A 19440-nucleotide genomic window follows, 5' to 3' on the forward strand; every position below is an offset into this window, starting at 1 on the left:
CTTAAGACAGGGAAATTTGAGTCATATGGAATTCAATCGCAGCTAAATATAATTAGGCTTATATTTAATACTTAATTTATATGTAGTTGGAATTATAACACTGGAAAGAAAAGTTTATCCCATAGAAGAAGCCCTCCCGCGCCTGAAGGCGGCGCTTCATGAAAGTAACCTGTGTATTCTTGTAGCCCCTCCGGGAGCAGGTAAAACGACCATCGTGCCCGTGGCGCTTATGGGTGAGGAGTGGCTTCAAGGCAGGAAAATATTAATGCTCGAGCCGCGCCGCCTGGCTGCAAGGCGTTCGGCTGAATACATGTCCTCACAAAGAAATGAAAAATGCGGCCAGACAATAGGATACCGCATAAGGACTGAGGCCTGTACGGGTCCAAATACAAAAATTGAAGTTGTAACAGAAGGCATACTTACGCGCATGCTGCAGTCTGATGCCGAACTGCCTGAGGCCGCGCTCGTAATATTTGATGAATTTCATGAAAGGAGCATTCATGCCGATACCGGGCTTGCATTCCTTCTGGACGTACAGAAGAACCTTCGTCCTGACATAAAAATCCTTATCATGTCGGCAACGCCGGACATAGAAAAGCTTTCTTCCCTGCCGGGCAATCCTCCCGTAGTTGAATCTCTTGGAAGGGCTTATCCCGTTGAAACGCATTACCTGAGGCATACAAGTGATAAAAGACTTGAAGTTAAAACTGCCGAGGCCGTTCTTAGTGCAATAAAAAAAGAAGATGGCGACCTGCTTGTTTTCCTGCCCGGGAAAAAGGAAATTAAACGTACATCTGAACTTTTAATTGACCGCTTCCATGGAAGTGACGTTATACTGCATGAGCTCTATGGCGAGGCCTCCAGAGAGGAGCAGGAGGCCTCACTGCGTCCGGCCCCTATGGGCAAAAGAAAAGTTATTCTTTCCACAAGCATTGCCGAGACGAGCCTTACAATTGATGGCGTCCGCATAGTAATTGACGCAGGGCTTTCACGCCTGTCTTCTTTTGACGTTAAAAGAGGAATGCCGGGGCTTATAACCGTCCCGGTCTCCAAAGCTTCGGCCGATCAAAGGCGGGGGCGTGCCGGGCGCCAGATGGCAGGCGTCTGCTACAGGCTGTGGACAAAAGAGGAAGAAGAGTTTCATCCTCCCTTTACACAGCCCGAAATACTCTCGGCTGACCTGGCCCCTCTGGCCCTTGAGCTTGCGCAGTGGGGAACGCCGGAAGGAGAAGGGCTTATGTTTCCTGATGCTCCTCCCAGGGTAAACCTTCAGCAGGCAAGATCAATTCTTTTCATGCTGGGTGCCGTGGACAAAATGGGAAAGCTTACATCATTCGGAAAGGCTATGTCGGGGCTCCCCGTACACCCGCGCCTTAGTGCAATGATCCTGCACGCGCGCGAAAAACGCCTGGAGGCCGAAGCATGCCTTCTTGCATCGCTTCTTGAAGAGACCGCTGCCGCGGGAAGAGAGATAAACCTCTACGGGCGCTGGCACCAGTTGGAAAATCCAAAAGATGACAGGCAGGCACAGCATTCTAAAAGAATATATCAGCACGCGCGGCGTCTTATGAAGATAGTTCATGCTTCTGAAGATAAGATAACGGGGGAGAATCTGGGAGTGCTGCTTGCTTATGCATACCCGGAAAGAGTAGCCGTAAAGAAGTCTTCAAATCAGTACCAACTGGCACAGGGTACAATGGTATCGGTTCCTGAAGGGGATCTTCTTTTAAGAGAGGAATTTCTTTCTGTAGCCGATGTGGATGCTGCGGGTGCAGTGGCAAAAGTATTCCTTGCTGCACCAGTTTCAAGGGACGAAATTCTTGAGGCCTTCAGGGATATCATATCAAATGAAGAAACTGTTGAGTGGTCGGGCACCGCAGTAAAGGGGATAAGGAAACTCAGGCTGGGATCCATATCAATTCAGGAAAAGGAATTCAGCCCAAATGAAGAAGAAATTGAAAAGGCAGTATTAGATCACCTGCGAAGTGAAGGCATTAACTCTCTGCCGTGGGATAAAGAAAGTGTGAGTATAAAAGAAAGGTCCGAATGGCTGAGGCTTTATGTAATGGATGAAAATGACCACAGGTTCCTTAACTGGCCTATACTGACGGATGAGAACCTGATTGGTACAATAGACTATTGGCTTAAACCATTCCTCAACGGTGTTAGAAAGCAGAAGGATATTGAAGCGCTTGATATGGCTTCAATTATAAAATCCATTTATTCTTATGAACAGTTAAACTTGCTTGAGGCGCTTGCGCCATCGGCAGTTAAAGTCCCGGGCGGATCCAATATAAGACTGAAATATGACGAGGGTGAAAAGCCCGTTCTTGCAGTAAGGCTCCAGGAGCTCTTCGGGCAGACAGATACACCAAGGATTGCAGGAGGGAAAATTCCTGTGCTCATACACCTGCTTTCCCCGGCAATGAGGCCGCTTGCCATTACGCAGGACCTCAGGAGTTTCTGGGTAAATACATATCCTGAAATATTAAAGCAGATGCGCATAAAATATCCCAAACATGTCTGGCCCGATGATCCGCTTAAGGCTGAGGCTACAAATAAGACCAAAAGAGGGAACACGCTAAGATAAAACTACCTGAGTGTCTTTGTCAGAAGATTTACACTTGAGGCGGAGAAAACTGTAATGCTGTCTATTCTTATATATGCGGGCTTTGGTATGTCTTCAGGACTGTTTATGGAATTTGTTTTCTGAAGCCTTTTGAACGTTTTCTCCCGGTTTGTGTACCAGATAAAAACAGTGTCATTTATCCGGCTTATGTCCAGAAAGACTTTCGGCTTTTCAGCGTAATAATTCCCGTATGAGACAAATAATTTTAGTCTTGTGGAATCCGTTGAAGCTGCAATAACGGAGTAAGGAATGTTTTCTTTCAGCCTGGGAGCCAAAGGGATCTGTTCAACTACAATGTTTACACTTCCCGAAAGCGTCTTAAAGGCAATTTCATCGGTGTAATTCCCCTCATAAAAACGGGAGCTGTCGTCCTCAGCATTCTCTTTTGTGCATGAGGTGAAAATTACGGCAAAAGGAATTAAAAGGATGAATAATAGTAAGCCTGCCGGCGCGTTTTTCTTTAATTTCATTGTTATGCCTCTTCTACGTTAAGTCCCGTATTACCTGAATACAATATAATACTTCCAATATTACCCGCAAAATGACAATTTTCTCCTTAACTTTTGACAAAAACAGAAAAGGGCACTAAATTGCAACCTCGCTTTATACGATAATGGAAATGGCGTTTTATAATTTTCCTGAAATCCGTTAAAACGCCGGCTTTTAAGATAGAAAAAGATATATCACTAATCTCCACTACAATTATTGGGGGAATTAAATGCGTTCGAAATTCTATTACCTGCCTGTAATTTTATTTATTTCATTATTCCTTGGCCCCTCAACTCTTCCGGCTCAGGAAGCAGAAGATTCAACAAAAGAAGAGTCAAAACCATATTCATTTAATTTTGGCGCAGACGTCGTAAGCCGCTATGTATGGCGCGGAATTGAACTTGGAGAGTCCATGCCGCAGGTCCAGCCATACGGTTCATTTGACCTGAGCCTTAATTCTGCGGGAAGTCTCAGCCTGGGGGTCTGGGGATCATACGGTTTTACAGGAAATTACGCTGAAAATGACTTTTATCTGAAATATTCTTATGAAACCTCAGCCGGCACATTCTCGGCTACGGCAACAGATTATTATTATCCCTATATCGATACCCTGAAGCTCTCTGACTTTAAGAATAACGGTGAAGGAGCCCACACGATGGAAGCCTCCTTCCTTTATAACGGTCCTGAAAGCTTTCCCATTAGTTTTACACTGAGCAGCAACATTTATAACGACCTGCCTGAGAATAAGTCGCTTTATGTAGAAGTTGGCTACCCGGTTAAATTTAACGGGACCTCGTTAAATTTCTTTGCCGGAGCTGCCCAGGGTCCGAGCGTCTGGCACTGCGTTACAAGTGATAAATTTGAAATAATTAACCTCGGCTTTAATGTCTCAAAAGATATTAAAATCACACAGGATTTTAACCTGCCTGTGGGGCTTTCCTTTGTTATGAACCCACACGTAAAAAATACATATATAGTATTTAAGGTCAGTTTATAAATATTTAAAACTTTTTACGGCTTCAGGCTGTATAAGCCTGTGCTGAGCCGGAACTTTAGTTCCGGCTCAGAAGCCGTTTTATTACAAACTATTTGAGGGGAAAGTTTTATGTTCCGAACTATCAAACACAAGTTGAGCAACCTCCTGATTCGTGACAAAATAATGCTCCTGATCTCATTGTTCGGGTTCGTTATGATAGGCTTTTACACCTATTTCTCATACAGCAATGAAAAAGAAATTTTATCCAAATCTATTGATGAAAAACTTATAGCGGCTGCATACGGCGTTTATTATGCATTCGGGGATGCATACCATGACAGCCTTACAGGGCCTAATTCCGTCTCGGAAGCACAGAACCTCGAGAACACCAAGAAACTCAACATCATTACAAAAAAGCTTGGTCTTTCTTATGTCTATACCATGGCGCAGACCCCGGATGACAGCCTTCACTTTACTTCATCCAGCGCAACAGACGAGGAATTAGCCAAGGGAGAATACTCCCCTTTCTTTGAAACCTATCCTGAGGCTTCAGAAGCGCTGCATAACATCTTTCATAATAAGAAGATGTATTTTGAAGATACAAATGACAAATGGGGCTCACTGCGTTCAGTGCTCATACCTTTTACAACCCCAAACGGTAAGACCTATATTATTGGGGCTGATTATTCCTTGAAAGATATTCATTCGGCCAGGGTAAGAACGTTCCTTACAAATATCGGTTCAGGAGCTGTATTGTATATCCTGTTCCTGCTTCTTACCTCAATGGTGGTTAAAAAGATTACCGGTCCCATTAACTATCTTGCACAGACTGCAAAGAAAATATCCGATGGCGACCTCGGTTTGTCTCTTGCCGTTAACAGTAAAGATGAAACACGTCTGCTTTCGGAATCGCTTGCCAAAATGGTGGGAAATATCAAAGAAAATCTGGAAAACCTCAAGTCTGAAAAAGCAGGAGTGGAAAAGAAAGTTGAAGAAGCCGTAAGAGAATCTGAAGCCCAAAAGGGATATCTTGCCAGATCGGTTGAGGAAATTCTCCAGGCAATGGAAAAGTTTTCAAATGGCGACCTGACCGTAAGGCTTCACAGCGATAAGGACGATGTAATCGGCAGGCTGTTCAAGGGCTTTAACTCTACGGTTGAGAATTTCAATTATATGGTTTCCAACGTTGCACAGGCGGTTAGTGAAACTGCCGGTGCAAGCAGCCAGATCTCCTCAAGCACTGAGCAGATTGCCAAGGGAAGTACGAGCCAGGCAGAGCAGGCGGCAGAAATTGCCGCGGCAATTGACCAGATGACAAGAACTATAATTGATACAACACAGAACACTTCACTTGCCGCTGACACTGCAAAGCAGGCAGGAGAAAAAGCACGCGACGGCGGAAAAGTAGTAAAAGAAACTATTTCCGGAATGAATAAAATTGCCGATGTTGTCCTGACTTCTGCAACAACTGTTGAGGAACTGGGAAGAAACAGCGGACAGATCGGTGAGATAATTCAGGTAATTGACGACATTGCAGACCAGACAAACCTCCTTGCCTTAAATGCCGCAATTGAGGCTGCCAGGGCCGGTGAGCAGGGACGCGGTTTTGCTGTTGTGGCAGACGAAGTGCGCAAGCTTGCAGAAAAAACCACAAAGGCCACAAAGGAAATTTCACTTATGATCAATCAGATCCAGAAAGATACTGCTGCTGCAATAGACTCAATTTCCAAGGGCACTTTAGAAGTGGAAAATGGGAAAAACCTTGCAAACCGTGCCGGTTCTGCGCTGGATGAAATTATCAGGGGAACTGAAAAGGTAAGTGAACTTATTCTTCAGATCGCTTCAGCCAGCCAGGAACAGTCTACAGCAAGCGAAGAAATAAGTAAAAGCGTTGAGGCTATTACAGACGTAACGCGCCAGTCCTCTTCAGGACTTCACGAAGTGGCACAGGCTGCCGAAGGGCTCGAACACCTGACACTCGACCTGCAGACACTTGTAAATAAATTTAATACCGGTTCTGAAGTCCCCGTCCACCAGCGTTAAATCTTAATCCCCCGGTTAAACCTATGAAAGATTAGCAGACTAAAAGAAGCATTGTTTCTTTTGCTGCTAATCTTTATTTTTTTTCACATCAGTCAAGACTCCGAACTTTAAGATAATTGCTTTTATGAATGTGGTTTGTAATGATGAAGTGGAAACGTTTTATACCGCTGCTTGTTTTTCTAATATTTGCCGGGAATTCTGCTGCACAGGACTCTGCCGGGATAGGTGCGCCAAATTGCCTTAAAGTCTTAAAGGCTCTTTCCCTTGAGGTCGGCCGCCTGGAAAGGCAGTATAACAGCCCCTCGGCAAAAAAGATTGTTGAGGCCTCAGATAAGATTTCTTCAGGTGAAATAACGGATAACTCCCCGGGTGACTTCGACTCAATGCTCGTGGAAATTGAGAATACTCACCTTCCCGGTGATGCACTGGCGGTATACTCATCTATATCAAATGATTTTATGCCGGAAATTTCTTTTTCGGAAGCCGGCTTCCGCATCCTTAACGCGGTTCAAAAACGGCTGGAAAACCTTTTCCAAAGTCTGCGTTCTGACAAAAAAATGGTAAGCTTGGCCATTTTTGCCACCACGAACCTGGATGTAAGCCGTATGAAAACCGCCCTTGTGAGAAGGCAGATCAGGATACTTTCCGAATGCGGGAAAAAAGAGGAGCGCATGCGCTGCTGGCTTGCCGTAAAAAGAATGCTCGGTGAAATAGACATCCCTAAATCTGAAAGCGGTAACATGGTTGTACAGAACAGCCCGTACGGCATTCAGATACTTCCGGGCGAAATCCTGGCAAAGCTTAAGCCTCTTTCGGAAAACGAAACTGATGATGATGTACGGCAATATTCTCTGGGGGCAATTAAAGCGGTCGAATCGGCACCTCCCAGGTATAAAGAAGGTGTGACGCAGATTGCACTTAATGAGCTTGATGGCTATAACGCCAAAGACCGTCTTATTAAATCAGATGCCCTCAGGCTTTTCCAAAAAGCCGACAGCGCCATTGGCAGGAGCGGGAAAATATCGCTTTATACAGATGCCATAAAAATGGACCCGCGCTTTACCGCAGCATACAGCAACCGCGGAAGCCTGTTATATGAAATTGGGGACTTTAAGCATGCCGAAGAGGACTTTCAAAAAGCTCTTTCTCTGGATCCGGGCTACTACACGCTTTATAAATATCTTGGCAACTGCAGCTATAAAATGGGCCGCCTTGAAGATGCCGTGAAGAATTTCTCTGAGGCCCTGAAGTATGAAATTACAGACACGCTCTTAATTAACAGGGGAATATGCTTAAGGAAATTAGGACGGACAAAGCAGGCGGCAAGCGACTTTTCGGCAGCAATAAGGTTTAACTCCAAATCGCTTCCGGCCCGTATAAACCGTGTGCAGTGCTATATTGCACTTAAAGAGTATAATGAGGCCGCAAGGGATTACGAGAAACTCATAGAGCTTCAGCCCCAAAACAGCAGCTACTATTATAACCTCGGGTGCCTGTATTCAATTCAGAAGGACTGGAATAAAGTGGTGGGAATATGGGAAGAGGGGCTCCGGGTGAATCCTCAGGATGAAAACATACTGAAAAACCTTCCAAAAGTAAGAGCCCGGCAGTCAGCAAAGGCTGAAGAAGAGAATAAGGGTGAAAAATAATGAACCTCAAATCCATCTTATCCGTCTAAAACATTAAAATAGCCCTATTTAACTCATATTGTCTTCCGGAGGTAACAATGAATCTGCGCATTCGGTCCGTTTTGTTATCTTTTATTCTTTTCACCCCATGCTGTTTTATAAGAGCCAATGCTGCCCACTCAGGTAAAGGGGGTGCCTTAAATGAAAAGGCGGTACTCGACAGCGCAATTGTAAAATTTCATTCCGGTGAACTTAGAAAAGGGCTCCTCTTAATTGACAGCCTCCTTAAGGCCGGGTGCAGCAGTCCATATGCTTTATATCTCAAGGGTGAATGTCTCCTACTTTCGGGAAAAGAAGAAACCCTCGCGCTTATTGATACACTAAGAAAATTAAATAATCATGAGTATGCCGGCGTGCTGGATCTTAAGACGGAGCTTTTTCTGGGGGACTCGGAATTTCCTGCGAAATTAAAAGAAATGAAGGAAAAGTACCCCGCCAACCCTGAAGTGGAGCTTTCGGAATGGCTCTTCAGGCTGGATCATGGTGAATTTGAGTGGGCAAAGAAAAAAGTTGATGAAGTTTCAGATAAAGTTCTCTTCCGGTTCCTGCCTTATGAGGCTTTCTATTTTTTAGCCGTAAATTCGGATTATGAGGCTGCTTACTCAGTAATAAAAAAGGCAATGGATAAGAAGCTCTTAAAAATGACCAAAACTTTCCTTCAGCAGGAAGCGCTTCACAGACTCCCTGTTTCCACCTCTGAAATTTATGTGGCTGAAATCCCTTATGCCGAATGCGGGCCTTACTTCGGAATTGAGCTTGAAGACACTTCAGGCAATAAGATAAAGGCAAGCCTGGATACCGGAACAAGCGGCAGATATCTGTCAATTCACAAAAAGCTTCTGGGAGAAAAGATCCCGGGCGGAAATGCAATCTGTATTGAAAAAGGTATTCAATACCGCTATATGAGTGCTCCCAGTGATGCATTTATAAAGGCGGCATCGCTGAAAACCCCATCAGTAAAGGACTTCCCCGTATTGTACTTTGAGGGCAGCCTTACTTCCTCCGACGGGGTCTTCTCCCCCTTTGCCTTTAAGGACCTGGCTTTAACTGTGGATCCGGTAAACAGGAAGTTTACGCTCAGGAACGAAGCCGCCTTAAAAAAATACTATTCAGAAATGAGTAATAAGTTTGAGGAAATAAACTACATCGAGCGCTTCGGATGGATTTTTATTCCATGCAGGCTTCGGGGCAGGGAAGTTCTCATGATGCTTGAAACAGGCTCGAGGGATGTCAATTTCAACTCCCTGGCGGCAAGGAAATACAAAATTCCGGTAGCAAAGAGTACCACCTTGTGGAATGGTAAAGAATATCCGGTTACACGCCCGGATCTGACAATCAGGATAGGCGGCATGGATTATAAGCCTGAAGACGGTTTTGTGGAAGATTTTGTAATGGGAAACAATATCTACGGACTTGCCTGTGCAGGGGATATAGGACCTGAATTTCTAAGGAATTACAGATTTACAATTGATCCTTTTGAAAAAAAGATCGTACTGGAAAGGCAGCCCCGGTAAATCTGAAGATTCAACGTTTATTCCAGAAGAACTTTTTTACTCATAAACTGCGTTATTATTATAACAGTTTAAGAGGAAATAATATGTTAAGGCTATTCATGGTTACACTCATAAGCGGACTCCTTTTTGCGTCTTCCGGGAGCATTACAACGCTGAAGGAAGGTGACAAGGCACCCGACTTTACGCTGAAGGATGCTTACGGCAAAAGCTACACTCTTTCATCCTTCAGGGATAAATCTCCCGTTGTCCTCTACTTTTATCCAAAGGCCGGAACCACGGGCTGCACAAAGGAAGCCTGCGGCATCAGGGACGATATGAGTAAATTCAGGAAAAATAATATTACAGTTCTTGGCGTCAGCGTGGATTCTAAGGAAGCCATTAAGAAATTTATAGATGATTACCATCTTAATTTCCCCCTCCTTTCCGACAAAGATAAAAACATCTCCAGGGATTACGGAGTATTAAATAAACTTGGGGTGGATAACAGAATTACTTTTATAATTGATAAGAAGGGGATCATTAGCTCCATAATCCGCGATGTCGACGTAACGACACACTCAGAACAGGCGTATAATCTTGCTTCAAAACTGCTCTGAAAGCTTTAGAGAAATGATTTAAGTCCTGCCCCTTAGTGGCCTATAGTCACGCTCAGGGGCGGGAGGCTTTCGCTCCCTTGCTATTATGCCCTATTTCCGTTATTTTTTGCTTGTCCGGGCTATTCCTGAGTTTATGTGCATTTTACGGAAGTCCGGCAATTTTTTTTAAATCAGTCCCATTTGGGAGAAGTCCTTTTATGGAAAGAAGTCATATTGAAGCACCTTTAGGGGATCAGAACCTGCCAGGAAGTGATGGGGAATTATATGCTCTTTTTGAGAATCTTCCGGAGCCTTTTGCCGTAATCTTTCCTTTACATGATTCACCGGAAAATGCAATTGGGAAAGATTCAGCTGTCTACAGAGTAAATTTTTTAAATGAAGCTGCCATAGAGAGTCTGCAGCTTGACAGGGATAAAATAAAAGATCTTAATTTATCGGATCTCTTTTCTGAAAAGCAGAATGTAAAGCTCTTTAATGCAATCCGTGAGGCTTTGAAAAAGCGCCTTCCTGAAAAAATTATATCGCTCCCATATAAACTTAAAAATGCCCGCAAGAAGGGCAAAATTGATATCAGTATTTCACCTTTCGATAAAGGCCTTGCCCTGAGCTGGAAGGAAAAAATAGCTGGAGCTGAAGTGAGCAAAAAGCTCATGCAGACTCTTGAGCTCGAGCGTGCATGGTTTAATTCCATAATGGCCCAGATGCCCTCCGGCGTCTCAATTGCCGAGGCCCCCTCGGGAAGACTCATTTATCATAATGAACAGGGAGTTAAACTGATCAGGCATTCAATGCTGCAGGTGGAAGACTTTTATGATTACGCAAAATACGGCGCAATGCACGACCCTGAAACTCCTTTCCTTTCTGAAGAGTACCCGATTACAAGGGCCTTAAGAGGAGAAACTGTCTTAGGTGAGGAGATGCTCTACCTCAGGGGAGACGGGACCTATACATATCTTTCAGTTAACGCTGCACCCGTTAAAAATGCTGATGGAGAGATCATAGCTGCGGTAAGTACATTCGATGACGTGGGTGAAAAAAGACGGACAGAAGCTGAATTAGAAGAAAGTAAGCGCATACTTGATGCACTTATGGAGTTTGTGCCTGAAGGCATTACGATTGCAGACGCAAAAAATGCAAATATCCGGATGGTCAGCCGCTACGGAGAAGAAAAGCTTGGCGGAGCTCACCGCGGCCTGACGGCAAATGCGGTTGCGGAGAAGTGGAAGGTTTATTACCCGGATGGTGTAACTGAAATGGAAACGGAGAACCTGCCTCTTGTACGTGCAATTGAAAAGGGGGAAGAGGTAAATAATGCTGAAGTAATTCAGGTTAACTCCAAAGGCGAGGCGCTCCATCTGTTGTGCAATGCCGCCCCTATAAAAACCAGAGAGGGTGAAATTACAGGCGGTATTGTTGCCTGGAGGGATATTTCTGAACGAAAAGATGCCGAAGAGGCGCTGCGCGAGAGTGAAAGGCGCTATAAGGAACTTTCCGGAACTCTTGAAATTGAACGCGGCAAACTGGCTGCAATTATTGAAAACCTGCCCGCGGGCGTTGGTGTTAGTGATCAGTCAGGCAAAATAATCTCCTTTAATAAGGCGGGTCTGGCCATGCACGGCTCACAGGGTGAAAGTATTTCCTCCGATTTCAATGAGTATGTACAAAAGTTTGAGCTTTTCTATCCCGGCGGGAATGTGATGCCCCTGGAAGAATGGCCCATTTCAAGAGCAGTTAAAGGTGAATTTGTAAAGAATTATGAGCTGCGGCTGCGGAACAGGGCTAACGGCATTGAAAGCATCCTTTCCTATTTTGTCGAACCCGTGCGTAACAGCCAGGGAGAAGTTGTACTGATTATCTATGTTATTCTGGATATTACAGAGCAAAAACAGGTGGAGGAATCACTCAGGGTTGCGCTTCAGCATTTGAAGTTTCACGTCGAGAATTCTCCCCTTGCCGTAGTTGAATTTAACAACGAGTACAAGGTGACAAGCTGGTCAGGGAAGGCCGAGGAGATCTTCGGCTGGAAGGCCGAAGAGGTGATCGGCAAAAAGATCGGGGAATTCAAATGGGTTCATGAGGAGGATGCTAAGAGGGTTTCGGATCTCAGCGCTGCAATGTTTGCCTCGAAGAAAACCAGCAACCTCCATACAAACCGCAATTACCGCAAAGACGGCTCGGTGATTACGTGCGAGTGGTACAATTCGGCCCTCGTGGATGCAGATGGAAACCTTGTCTCTGTGCTTTCACTGGTGCTGGATATTACGCAAAGAGAAAAGATGATGCGGCAGCTGGAGGAGACGCTCAGAAACCTCAGGCGTTCAAATGAGGAACTAGAGCAGTTTGCCTACGTGGCCAGCCACGACCTGCAGGAGCCTCTTAGGATGGTCTCTAATTGTACACAGATGCTCTCAAAAAGGTATAAGGATAAACTTGACGCAAGCGCCGACCAGCTGATTGAATTTATAGTTGAAGGCTCCATCAGAATGAAGTCTCTTATTCAGGATCTTCTTTCATTTTCACGGATTACAACAAAAGGCGAAAACTTTGCGCCAACTGACTTGAACCTCCTTATGCAGAATGTTATAGCCGACCTGAAGGTGGCAGTTGAAGAAAATAACGCAAAAATCACATACGGGAAGCTTCCGGTAATAAACGCAGATACAACGCAGATACGCCAGGTTTTTCAGAATCTCATCTCCAATGCCATTAAGTTCAGGGGGGCGGATGACCCTGAAATCAGTATCGGCGCAGAGAAAAAAGCCGGGCAGTGGCTCTTTTCAGTAAAAGATAACGGGATTGGGATTGCTCCGGAATTCTTTGACAAGATATTTGTAATATTCCAGAGGCTGCATGAAAGGGAGGCTTATCCCGGGACCGGAATCGGCCTTGCTATATGCAAAAGAATTGTTGAACACCACGGCGGCAATATCTGGGTTGAATCCGAAGAGGGTAAAGGCGCAGCCTTTTATTTCACACTTCCTTCTTAAATATTAAACATGGCCAGGCAAAGTGCCCGGCCATGTTTTGAAATTTCCTAAACCTCAATTCTTCATTCCCCCCGAAAAATAAATTTTATTTTTGTTCTGATTTTAGCCTAAAAGTCTTAGTTTTACAGGAAAAATATTCAATAACTTCAGGACTAAAGCAGCAATGGGTATAAGATATTTTTTCTGTTTTTTCTTCATCTTGCTTTCTCAGGTTTTATCCCCTGTATCAGTAAAAGCACAGACTACTGACGGAAGGCTGAAGGGATTTATAAAAAGCCCCTTTTTTAACGAGCAGATACTGAACTTTAGTTTCAGTCCTGAAGTCAGAATTCAGATCAATGTCCCCGGTGAGGCTTCCTTCGATATAAATAAGCCCACGGGACTCATTTTCTTTGCACTTCCTAACGGCAACACGATAGAACAAACCATCGGCAAGAAATTAGCCCCGGGGGACGACTGGCACTTTGACATCCAGCATATAGGCGCACAGACAAGATTTCTCCGCCGGATGATGAAAGATTATAACGCCGTTGTAATTTACCTTCAGACCGATCAGAAAAGCTGGCCATCATGGAGGAGTAAACACCCGGATAATGCAATTCTTGTTAAGAATATTGTAGATTCGGTGAAAAACATTTTTAAGGATTATAATCCCTTTGTTATCCTAACGGGCCACAGCGGGGGCGGCGGCTTTACTTTCAGCTTTATGAACGCCGTGGATTCAATTCCTGATTACGTCAAAAGGATCTCTTTTCTGGACAGCGACTATAACTACGACGACACATATGGCAGGAAGCTGGCACAGTGGCTTAAATCCTCAGAGAGCCACTTCTTAAGCGTTATAGCCTATAACGACAGCATTGCACTTTATAATGGTAAGCCTATAGTCAGCGCAACGGGCGGCACATGGTACAGGACAAAAATGATGCAGAAGTACCTCGCAGGTTATTTTAATTTCACAGTCCAGGCAGATACGTCATTTATAAAGTATACAGCTCTTAATGGAAGAATTAAGATTATTCTGAAGGAAAACCCGGGAAGGCAGATATTACATACCGTGCAGGTTGAACTGAACGGGTTTATTCAGACTATGTCCTCTGGCACCCCGTATGAAGGTGCAGGATACAGCTATTTTGGCTCAAGGGCCTATACGGATTTAATTCAGGCAGAAGTCTACGTTCCCAAAATGCTTAATCTTCCTCCGCGCTCCTTAAACAGTCTTACAGGTTCTGCCTTCATGCAGAAAGTTCAGTACATGACATTTGAGCAGAGGGAAACGGAAATATATAATGAAATTTCAAGAGGCAACGTACCGGACTTTTTGAGAAATCTCGTTACAATTAGTACTACGTTAAAAGACGCCGCGGGGTTAAACCACTCTGTTATCTACGATGTTGCGCCCGATTACCTTGCAATCGGCTCCAATCAGGACTTCTGCCGCATTCCGATGGGCCCAATAACGGCACAGAGGCTTGCAAATCTGATAGGTGCAGCGATGCCGACAAGTAAGCTTGTGGATGACATTTATACCCACTCTGAAGTAAAGCTTGCCCCGGTTACTTACTATCCCGTTGGGAACGCAAATGAATTGGTTCCAAAGTTTATTGAGCACAATAAGGCAATTGATTCGGAGATGGTTGCTGCAAAAGGAAGCCTTGGGCAGTTGACCGGAGGAACTAAGAAAGACGTTGTTGTAAGCAATAAGATCACCGATCCCTCCAGGCCGCGCCACGTGGTTATCTACGGATGGCACAAACCGGACGGGTCGGCTATTCAGCCTCTTACCAATATACATATAGATACATATGTGGATTACAGCCACGGCATCCGTCTTATTAATTCGGATATAATAATAGATGGAGTAAGCTATAAGACAGACAAAGTTCTTACCGATCCTGCGCGTTACAGTATAATCAGCAAAGAAAGTGCCCCGATGACGCAGCCGGGCTACTTAAGTACCACAAGCGTGCCTCAAAGCACCCCTTCGGGCGGCTACGGGCTGCTTCAGAATTACCCGAATCCCTTTAATCCGGAAACCGTTATTCCCTATCAGATTCCTGAGGCCGGAAAAGTTGAGATAAAGATAATTGATGCTTTGGGGCGCGAGGTGGCTGGCCTTCTAAACCAGGAGATGACGGCAGGGAAGCATGAGATCCGCTTTAACGCCAAGGATCTTCCGGGCGGGATATACTTCTGTCATCTTAAGTCAGGCAGTTATACTGAAACCCGGAAGCTTGTTTTTATAAAGTAACTCTCAAATAAAGTGCTTCTCTGACCTCCAGATCACTTCAAGCGGTATTTTGAAACCTTTTCCTATAAAAACAGGGAGGTTATTTTCATACGGCATGGCGTACCGGCTTTTAATTGTCCCTTTTTGAGTTGCAATTTCAAGCGCCTTCAGGTGGTCTTCAACCTGCCCGCCTATTATAATTGCTGTCTGGTAGCTGATTTTCTTTGTCGTGTCTTTCAGCTCTTCCCACTCCCAGACCCAGAAGCTGTTGTGGGGAGATATTACCCTGGGAATAGGGTATTTCTTACTATAGTATTCCAGAGCCGAGGCTTCGCCGTAATTCTGGGCAAAAACAAACGCATTTTTTCTTTCTTCCTGCGGCAGCAAAAGATATACCTCAGACACCGTCTTTGCCATATCCTCCCAGCCGAACATATCTGCGTAAAGCTGCGGGAGTTCCGAGACCTCCTTGCCCTCATGCCCGTCAGGCTGAAATCCTGTCATTTTGCTGTAAGCAATATATGCTTTAACCGGCAGGCAGGGGATGATAAAAGGTGCCAGGAGGATTCCAAAAAGGACAATAAGAAAGGGAAGCGCATACTTAAGCCAGGTAATTGCTCTTTTTCTTAAAAATTCTTCAATAAAAACGCTACCGCCTGCAAAAAGTACCGGGTAGGAGGGCGCGGCGTATTCAGGCTTGCTGTGCCAGTTGATAATAAGAATGGCGATGGTGGCAGCATATATAATTCCTGCGGCGCGGAACTTCTTTCCTTTTTCGCTGAAAAAGAAATAGTATATACCGGATGCCCAGACAGGGATGCTTATTGGCAGGAGCATCAGCAGCTGCCCTGAAATAAAATCAACCGGCGTTACCGAGCTGTATTTAAGCCCCGAGGCATTGCGCATAAATTCAAGATGCGCCAGAGAGTGCGTAATGTTCCATACGATAAAAGGGAGAAAAAGAATAAAAGCCGTTAAAGCTGCAATATAAGGCCTTGGAGTTTTAAGGTAATGCCTGTACTGCCGGGTCAGAAGCGCCAGGAAAAGCCCCCCTCCAAACCACATCATGCTTATTTTATTCATCAAACCAAGTCCAAGCACAATTCCAAGCCAAATCCAGTATCTGGCATTTTTCCCCTCCGTATCCCGGCCCAGGATTAAAATCAAAATGTAGAAAGCCAATGTCCAGAGAAGAATATCTATGGCATTCATAGAATAGATATTATTCATCGCCAGGAAAATGGGAGCGGCAATGTAAGAGACTGCAGATAAAACCACGGCATACCGGCCCCCTCCAAGGCGGCGCACAGTGAGTCCCGTAATAAAAACAGATAAGGCTCCCGAAAGCGCGGGCAGTATCCTGATTGAAAAAAGTGAATCTCCGAAGGTCAGGCGGCTTAAGCCAAGAAGAAAGATTGATAAAGGGGGCTGGTCAACGTAGCCCATTGCAGGCCTTCTGCTGCATGCGATATAATAGAATTCATCGCGGAAAATGCCGAACTGGGTAAAATAATTAGTAAAGAAGTGTATTAAAAGTGTTATAAGTGAAAGTATTAGTAAAATAAATGTGGTATTTCTATCCTTTTCTTCAGCAAACGCTCCGGTCATAATAGCCTCCCTCCCAAAAGGTTAATTATAGATGTAAACTTAGTGAGAAATAATGAAACATGCACCTCAGGCGTTATCCGGTTAAATAGCAGCCGGACTTTGTGCCCTGTAATATTCCCTAGAATTTCGGTGCGAATAATCCGGATGCTGTATCCGCTTAGCCTCGTGAGGGATATTAAGTAATTTTAGATAATTCCGATAATTAGGTATTAAATTTTGTTTAATAAAGACTGACATCTTGTCCGGAATCCCGGGCGGAAATAAGGCATAATATCCATAAAGGAACAATTTAAGTGCCTTTTCTAACGGGCTTATTTGCTAATGTCTTACGGCAGAAAAGTATTTTCTTGTATTCGGTGTATTTGTATATACTGCCTGTTGATTTAAAGATTTTTTTTAGTAAATTTGACCTGAAATTTTTTTCAGGGATGGTTGGGGGAATAGTTAAGAGCAGTATATTCTATTATGTGCTGCGCCATTTTATCACCTTATGAGTTCTTTTTGAGGCTCTTTGCTTTTTGTGCGGAATGAAGAAATACTTATTAATTGCAGTCCTGTTCAGTGCCAGCATCAACATCAGTGCTCAGGCCGAAGATCAGGTTGTTGCGAAGGTTGGTAATACCACTATTAATGCTTCGGAAATAAAAGAGCGTTTTGCTCTTACCCCGTGGCCTAAAGGTGAGAAGGGAGAATATTCACAAGATCCCAAAACCGATTTTCTATATACCTTAATTGCTGAGAGACTCCTGGCTCAGAAGGCGAGTGACCTTGGTTACGATACTTCTGCTGTCATGAATTCTACTTTTAAAACGGTAGAGAAAATGTATGTCAGGGATGCCCTCTACAAGCACGAGATCAGCAGCAGGGTCAATATTACAGATGCTGCACTAAATCAAGCCGTACAAAAGAACAGGTACAAACTAAAACTCGACTGCCTGAAGGCCCCGGATGAAAAAGGGGTGCAGGATCTCGTTAATTCCCTGAAAAAAGGCGTTCCTTTTAATTCTTTGCTCGAAAATAACTCTGCTCTGGCGAAAGATTCTCTCCTTGAGGTCTCCTTTGGTGAGGTGGACAGCTCACTTGAAGAAACACTCTTCAGCCTGCAGCCTGGAAAGTATACGGAGCCGGTCCATTCACTGGATGGGTGGCTCATATTCAGGCTTGCTAAGCGCATTGACAGGTATTCCATCTCAGCTGAGGAAAGGGAAAAAGTAGTAAGTGAGGCCAGAAAGATCCTGAACAATAAAGCCAACGATGCTATATATCAGAGTTATTATAAAAGCTTCTTTGCCGGCAGGAAAGTCAACGTCGATGGCTACATATTCTGGAGTTTTGCCGATAAGGTGATAAAGATCCTGAATGAAAAAAAGCAGGACTCTAAAGTTCCGGAAAAAGAAAAGCCTTTTGTCAGCATCCCGGACTTTATGAGGGTTGAAAAAGAGTTCGGGCCCGACAGTCTTAAAATGACGTTTATAAGCCTGGATTCCAATCCGGTTTCTTTGAAACAATTTATTGACGATATTGCCTTTGATGGTTTTGTAAGCGCTTCGGCTGAGCCGAAAGTGCTCAGAGCAAAGCTCCAGCACAGGGTTAAATATTATATAGAAAATGAACTCCTCGCGCAGGAAGGCTTCAGAAAGGGCCTTCAGAATCTGCCCGAGGTTAAAAAATCCATCCATATGTGGCGCGACAGCTATCTGGCCCAGCTCCTTAAATCTAAACTGATGGATTCTGTAAAAACTGCTCCCGGGGAACTGAATCCGGCACAAGACCAGATTCAGATAAGTGAGTCGTCTCCGGCACTTACAATGGTTAATATAGTTGAGGTCCTGACAGACAGTCTGGAAACAATTGAAAAAGTGTTCGATGAGCTGAAAAATAATAAAGATATTCATGAACTCGCGCGCAAGTATACCAAAAGAGAATGGACAAAAGAAAAAGGCGGCGAGTTCGGATTTTTCCCTTCCACAATGTATGGAGAGATCGGCAGGATTGCCGCAGTGATGAACGTGGGCGATGTCTACGGCCCTCTTAAAACTGAAGACGGGTATTCCGTCTTTAAGCTGATCGGCAAGAAAAAAGAAGATGCTGCTCCTGAAGATGGAAAGGGCGCTAAGAAAAACAGCATGACTGCTAAGGATCTGAAGACACAAAAATACCTTCAGAAACTTACTAATTACACCGCTTCGCTGGCCAAAAGCTACGGCGTAACGGTTAATGAGGATGTCTTAAATTCAGTTGATGCATTAAATATGAATGTATTTGCCTACCGCTACATGGGATTTGGCGGCAGGCTTATGGCCGTTCCGCTGACAGTGCCTTTTTCCAGCTGGGTTGAACAATGGAAAAAGCAGCTGAATATGCCCTAAGAGAGGATGTGCCATAAAAAGGCTTAATTAAGCCTTGGATTGTTTTACTTTTTACACTTTTATGATTTTTCTGTTTCCGGCATGATCACGGTTAAGTGTGTGTTATGCTCTGATTTTATGTTTGTACGTTTTCGTTTTTAAGTTCTAATAGTTCGTTTCCTTGTGTTTCAGGTTAATGATTAATGTCTGCGAACAATATTTTAAAGAAATATTACTAGGCTTTTTTCAGGAGTCGACCGGAATCTTTTTTGAGAGGCCGGGATGCTCCATTTATAGATCAGATGGACCTGGTGTGGAAGACAGCAGCGGTG

Annotated in this window: 11 protein-coding genes; 9 read left to right on the top strand and 2 right to left on the bottom strand. The window is 44.3% G+C overall.

From position 1 onward, the window contains the following. Positions 1-67: 67 nt before the first annotated feature. Positions 68-2590, top strand: coding sequence for an ATP-dependent helicase HrpB (gene hrpB, locus HF312_02800; GenBank protein ID MCU7519115.1), 2523 nt, complete (start codon positions 68-70; stop codon positions 2588-2590). A 2-nt stretch (positions 2591-2592) separates the two neighbouring features. Here the strand turns inward: hrpB and HF312_02805 are convergent, their stop codons facing one another. Beyond that, positions 2593-3099 (bottom strand): hypothetical protein, encoded by a 507-nt coding sequence (locus HF312_02805; GenBank protein MCU7519116.1) that lies wholly within the window; start codon positions 3097-3099, stop codon positions 2593-2595. Positions 3100-3347: 248 nt separating this feature from the next. On the opposite strand from HF312_02805, the gene HF312_02810 reads away from it, so the two are divergent. The 7 genes from HF312_02810 to HF312_02840 all read left to right on the top strand — a co-directional run bounded on the left by HF312_02810 (position 3348) and on the right by HF312_02840 (position 15173). Continuing rightward, the gene (locus tag HF312_02810; GenBank protein ID MCU7519117.1) at positions 3348-4115 is read left to right on the top strand and encodes a hypothetical protein; all 768 of its coding nucleotides are present in this window, start codon (positions 3348-3350) and stop codon (positions 4113-4115) included. A 108-nt stretch (positions 4116-4223) separates the two neighbouring features. Continuing rightward, the gene (locus HF312_02815; protein MCU7519118.1) at positions 4224-6137 is read left to right on the top strand and encodes a HAMP domain-containing protein; all 1914 of its coding nucleotides are present in this window, start codon (positions 4224-4226) and stop codon (positions 6135-6137) included. Between the two features lie 140 nt (positions 6138-6277). Continuing rightward, positions 6278-7786 carry a tetratricopeptide repeat protein gene (locus tag HF312_02820; GenBank protein ID MCU7519119.1) on the top strand — a complete coding sequence of 503 codons (1509 nt, stop codon included), beginning with the start codon at positions 6278-6280 and terminating at the stop codon, positions 7784-7786. A gap of 77 nt (positions 7787-7863) precedes the next feature. Continuing rightward, positions 7864-9339 (top strand): hypothetical protein, encoded by a 1476-nt coding sequence (locus HF312_02825; protein MCU7519120.1) that lies wholly within the window; start codon positions 7864-7866, stop codon positions 9337-9339. A 143-nt stretch (positions 9340-9482) separates the two neighbouring features. Further along, the gene (locus HF312_02830) at positions 9483-9935 is read left to right on the top strand and encodes a peroxiredoxin (protein MCU7519121.1); all 453 of its coding nucleotides are present in this window, start codon (positions 9483-9485) and stop codon (positions 9933-9935) included. A gap of 197 nt (positions 9936-10132) precedes the next feature. Further along, positions 10133-12922: a PAS domain S-box protein gene (locus tag HF312_02835; protein ID MCU7519122.1), complete on the top strand. Its 2790-nt coding sequence runs from the start codon at positions 10133-10135 to the stop codon at positions 12920-12922. 163 nt (positions 12923-13085) lie between these two features. After that, positions 13086-15173, top strand: coding sequence for a T9SS type A sorting domain-containing protein (locus HF312_02840; protein MCU7519123.1), 2088 nt, complete (start codon positions 13086-13088; stop codon positions 15171-15173). Positions 15174-15176: 3 nt separating this feature from the next. Here HF312_02840 and HF312_02845 read toward each other — a convergent pair whose 3' ends face one another. Further along, a complete protein-coding gene (locus HF312_02845) occupies positions 15177-16760 on the bottom strand; it encodes a glycosyltransferase family 39 protein (protein ID MCU7519124.1) in 1584 nt (527 codons plus the stop codon). A gap of 527 nt (positions 16761-17287) precedes the next feature. Between HF312_02845 and HF312_02850 the strand changes: the two genes are divergently transcribed. Further along, the gene (locus HF312_02850; protein MCU7519125.1) at positions 17288-19129 is read left to right on the top strand and encodes a hypothetical protein; all 1842 of its coding nucleotides are present in this window, start codon (positions 17288-17290) and stop codon (positions 19127-19129) included. Positions 19130-19440 lie beyond the last annotated feature (311 nt).

The organism is Ignavibacteria bacterium (assembly GCA_025612375.1).
In the GTDB taxonomy this organism is placed as follows: Bacteria; Bacteroidota; Ignavibacteria; order Ignavibacteriales; family SURF-24; genus JAAXKN01.

Bases quoted from the DNA above. Each gene is read 5' to 3' on its own strand.
- HF312_02820 (MCU7519119.1), top strand. From the start codon at position 6,278: ATGATGAAGTGGAAACGTTTTATACCGCTGCTTGTTTTTCTAATATTT.
- HF312_02840 (MCU7519123.1), top strand. From the start codon at position 13,086: ATGGGTATAAGATATTTTTTCTGTTTTTTCTTCATCTTGCTTTCTCAG.
- HF312_02805 (MCU7519116.1), bottom strand. From the start codon at position 3,099: ATGAAATTAAAGAAAAACGCGCCGGCAGGCTTACTATTATTCATCCTT.
- HF312_02810 (MCU7519117.1), top strand. From the start codon at position 3,348: ATGCGTTCGAAATTCTATTACCTGCCTGTAATTTTATTTATTTCATTA.
- HF312_02825 (MCU7519120.1), top strand. From the start codon at position 7,864: ATGAATCTGCGCATTCGGTCCGTTTTGTTATCTTTTATTCTTTTCACC.
- HF312_02815 (MCU7519118.1), top strand. From the start codon at position 4,224: ATGTTCCGAACTATCAAACACAAGTTGAGCAACCTCCTGATTCGTGAC.
- HF312_02850 (MCU7519125.1), top strand. From the start codon at position 17,288: ATGAAGAAATACTTATTAATTGCAGTCCTGTTCAGTGCCAGCATCAAC.
- HF312_02835 (MCU7519122.1), top strand. From the start codon at position 10,133: ATGGAAAGAAGTCATATTGAAGCACCTTTAGGGGATCAGAACCTGCCA.
- HF312_02845 (MCU7519124.1), bottom strand. From the start codon at position 16,760: ATGACCGGAGCGTTTGCTGAAGAAAAGGATAGAAATACCACATTTATT.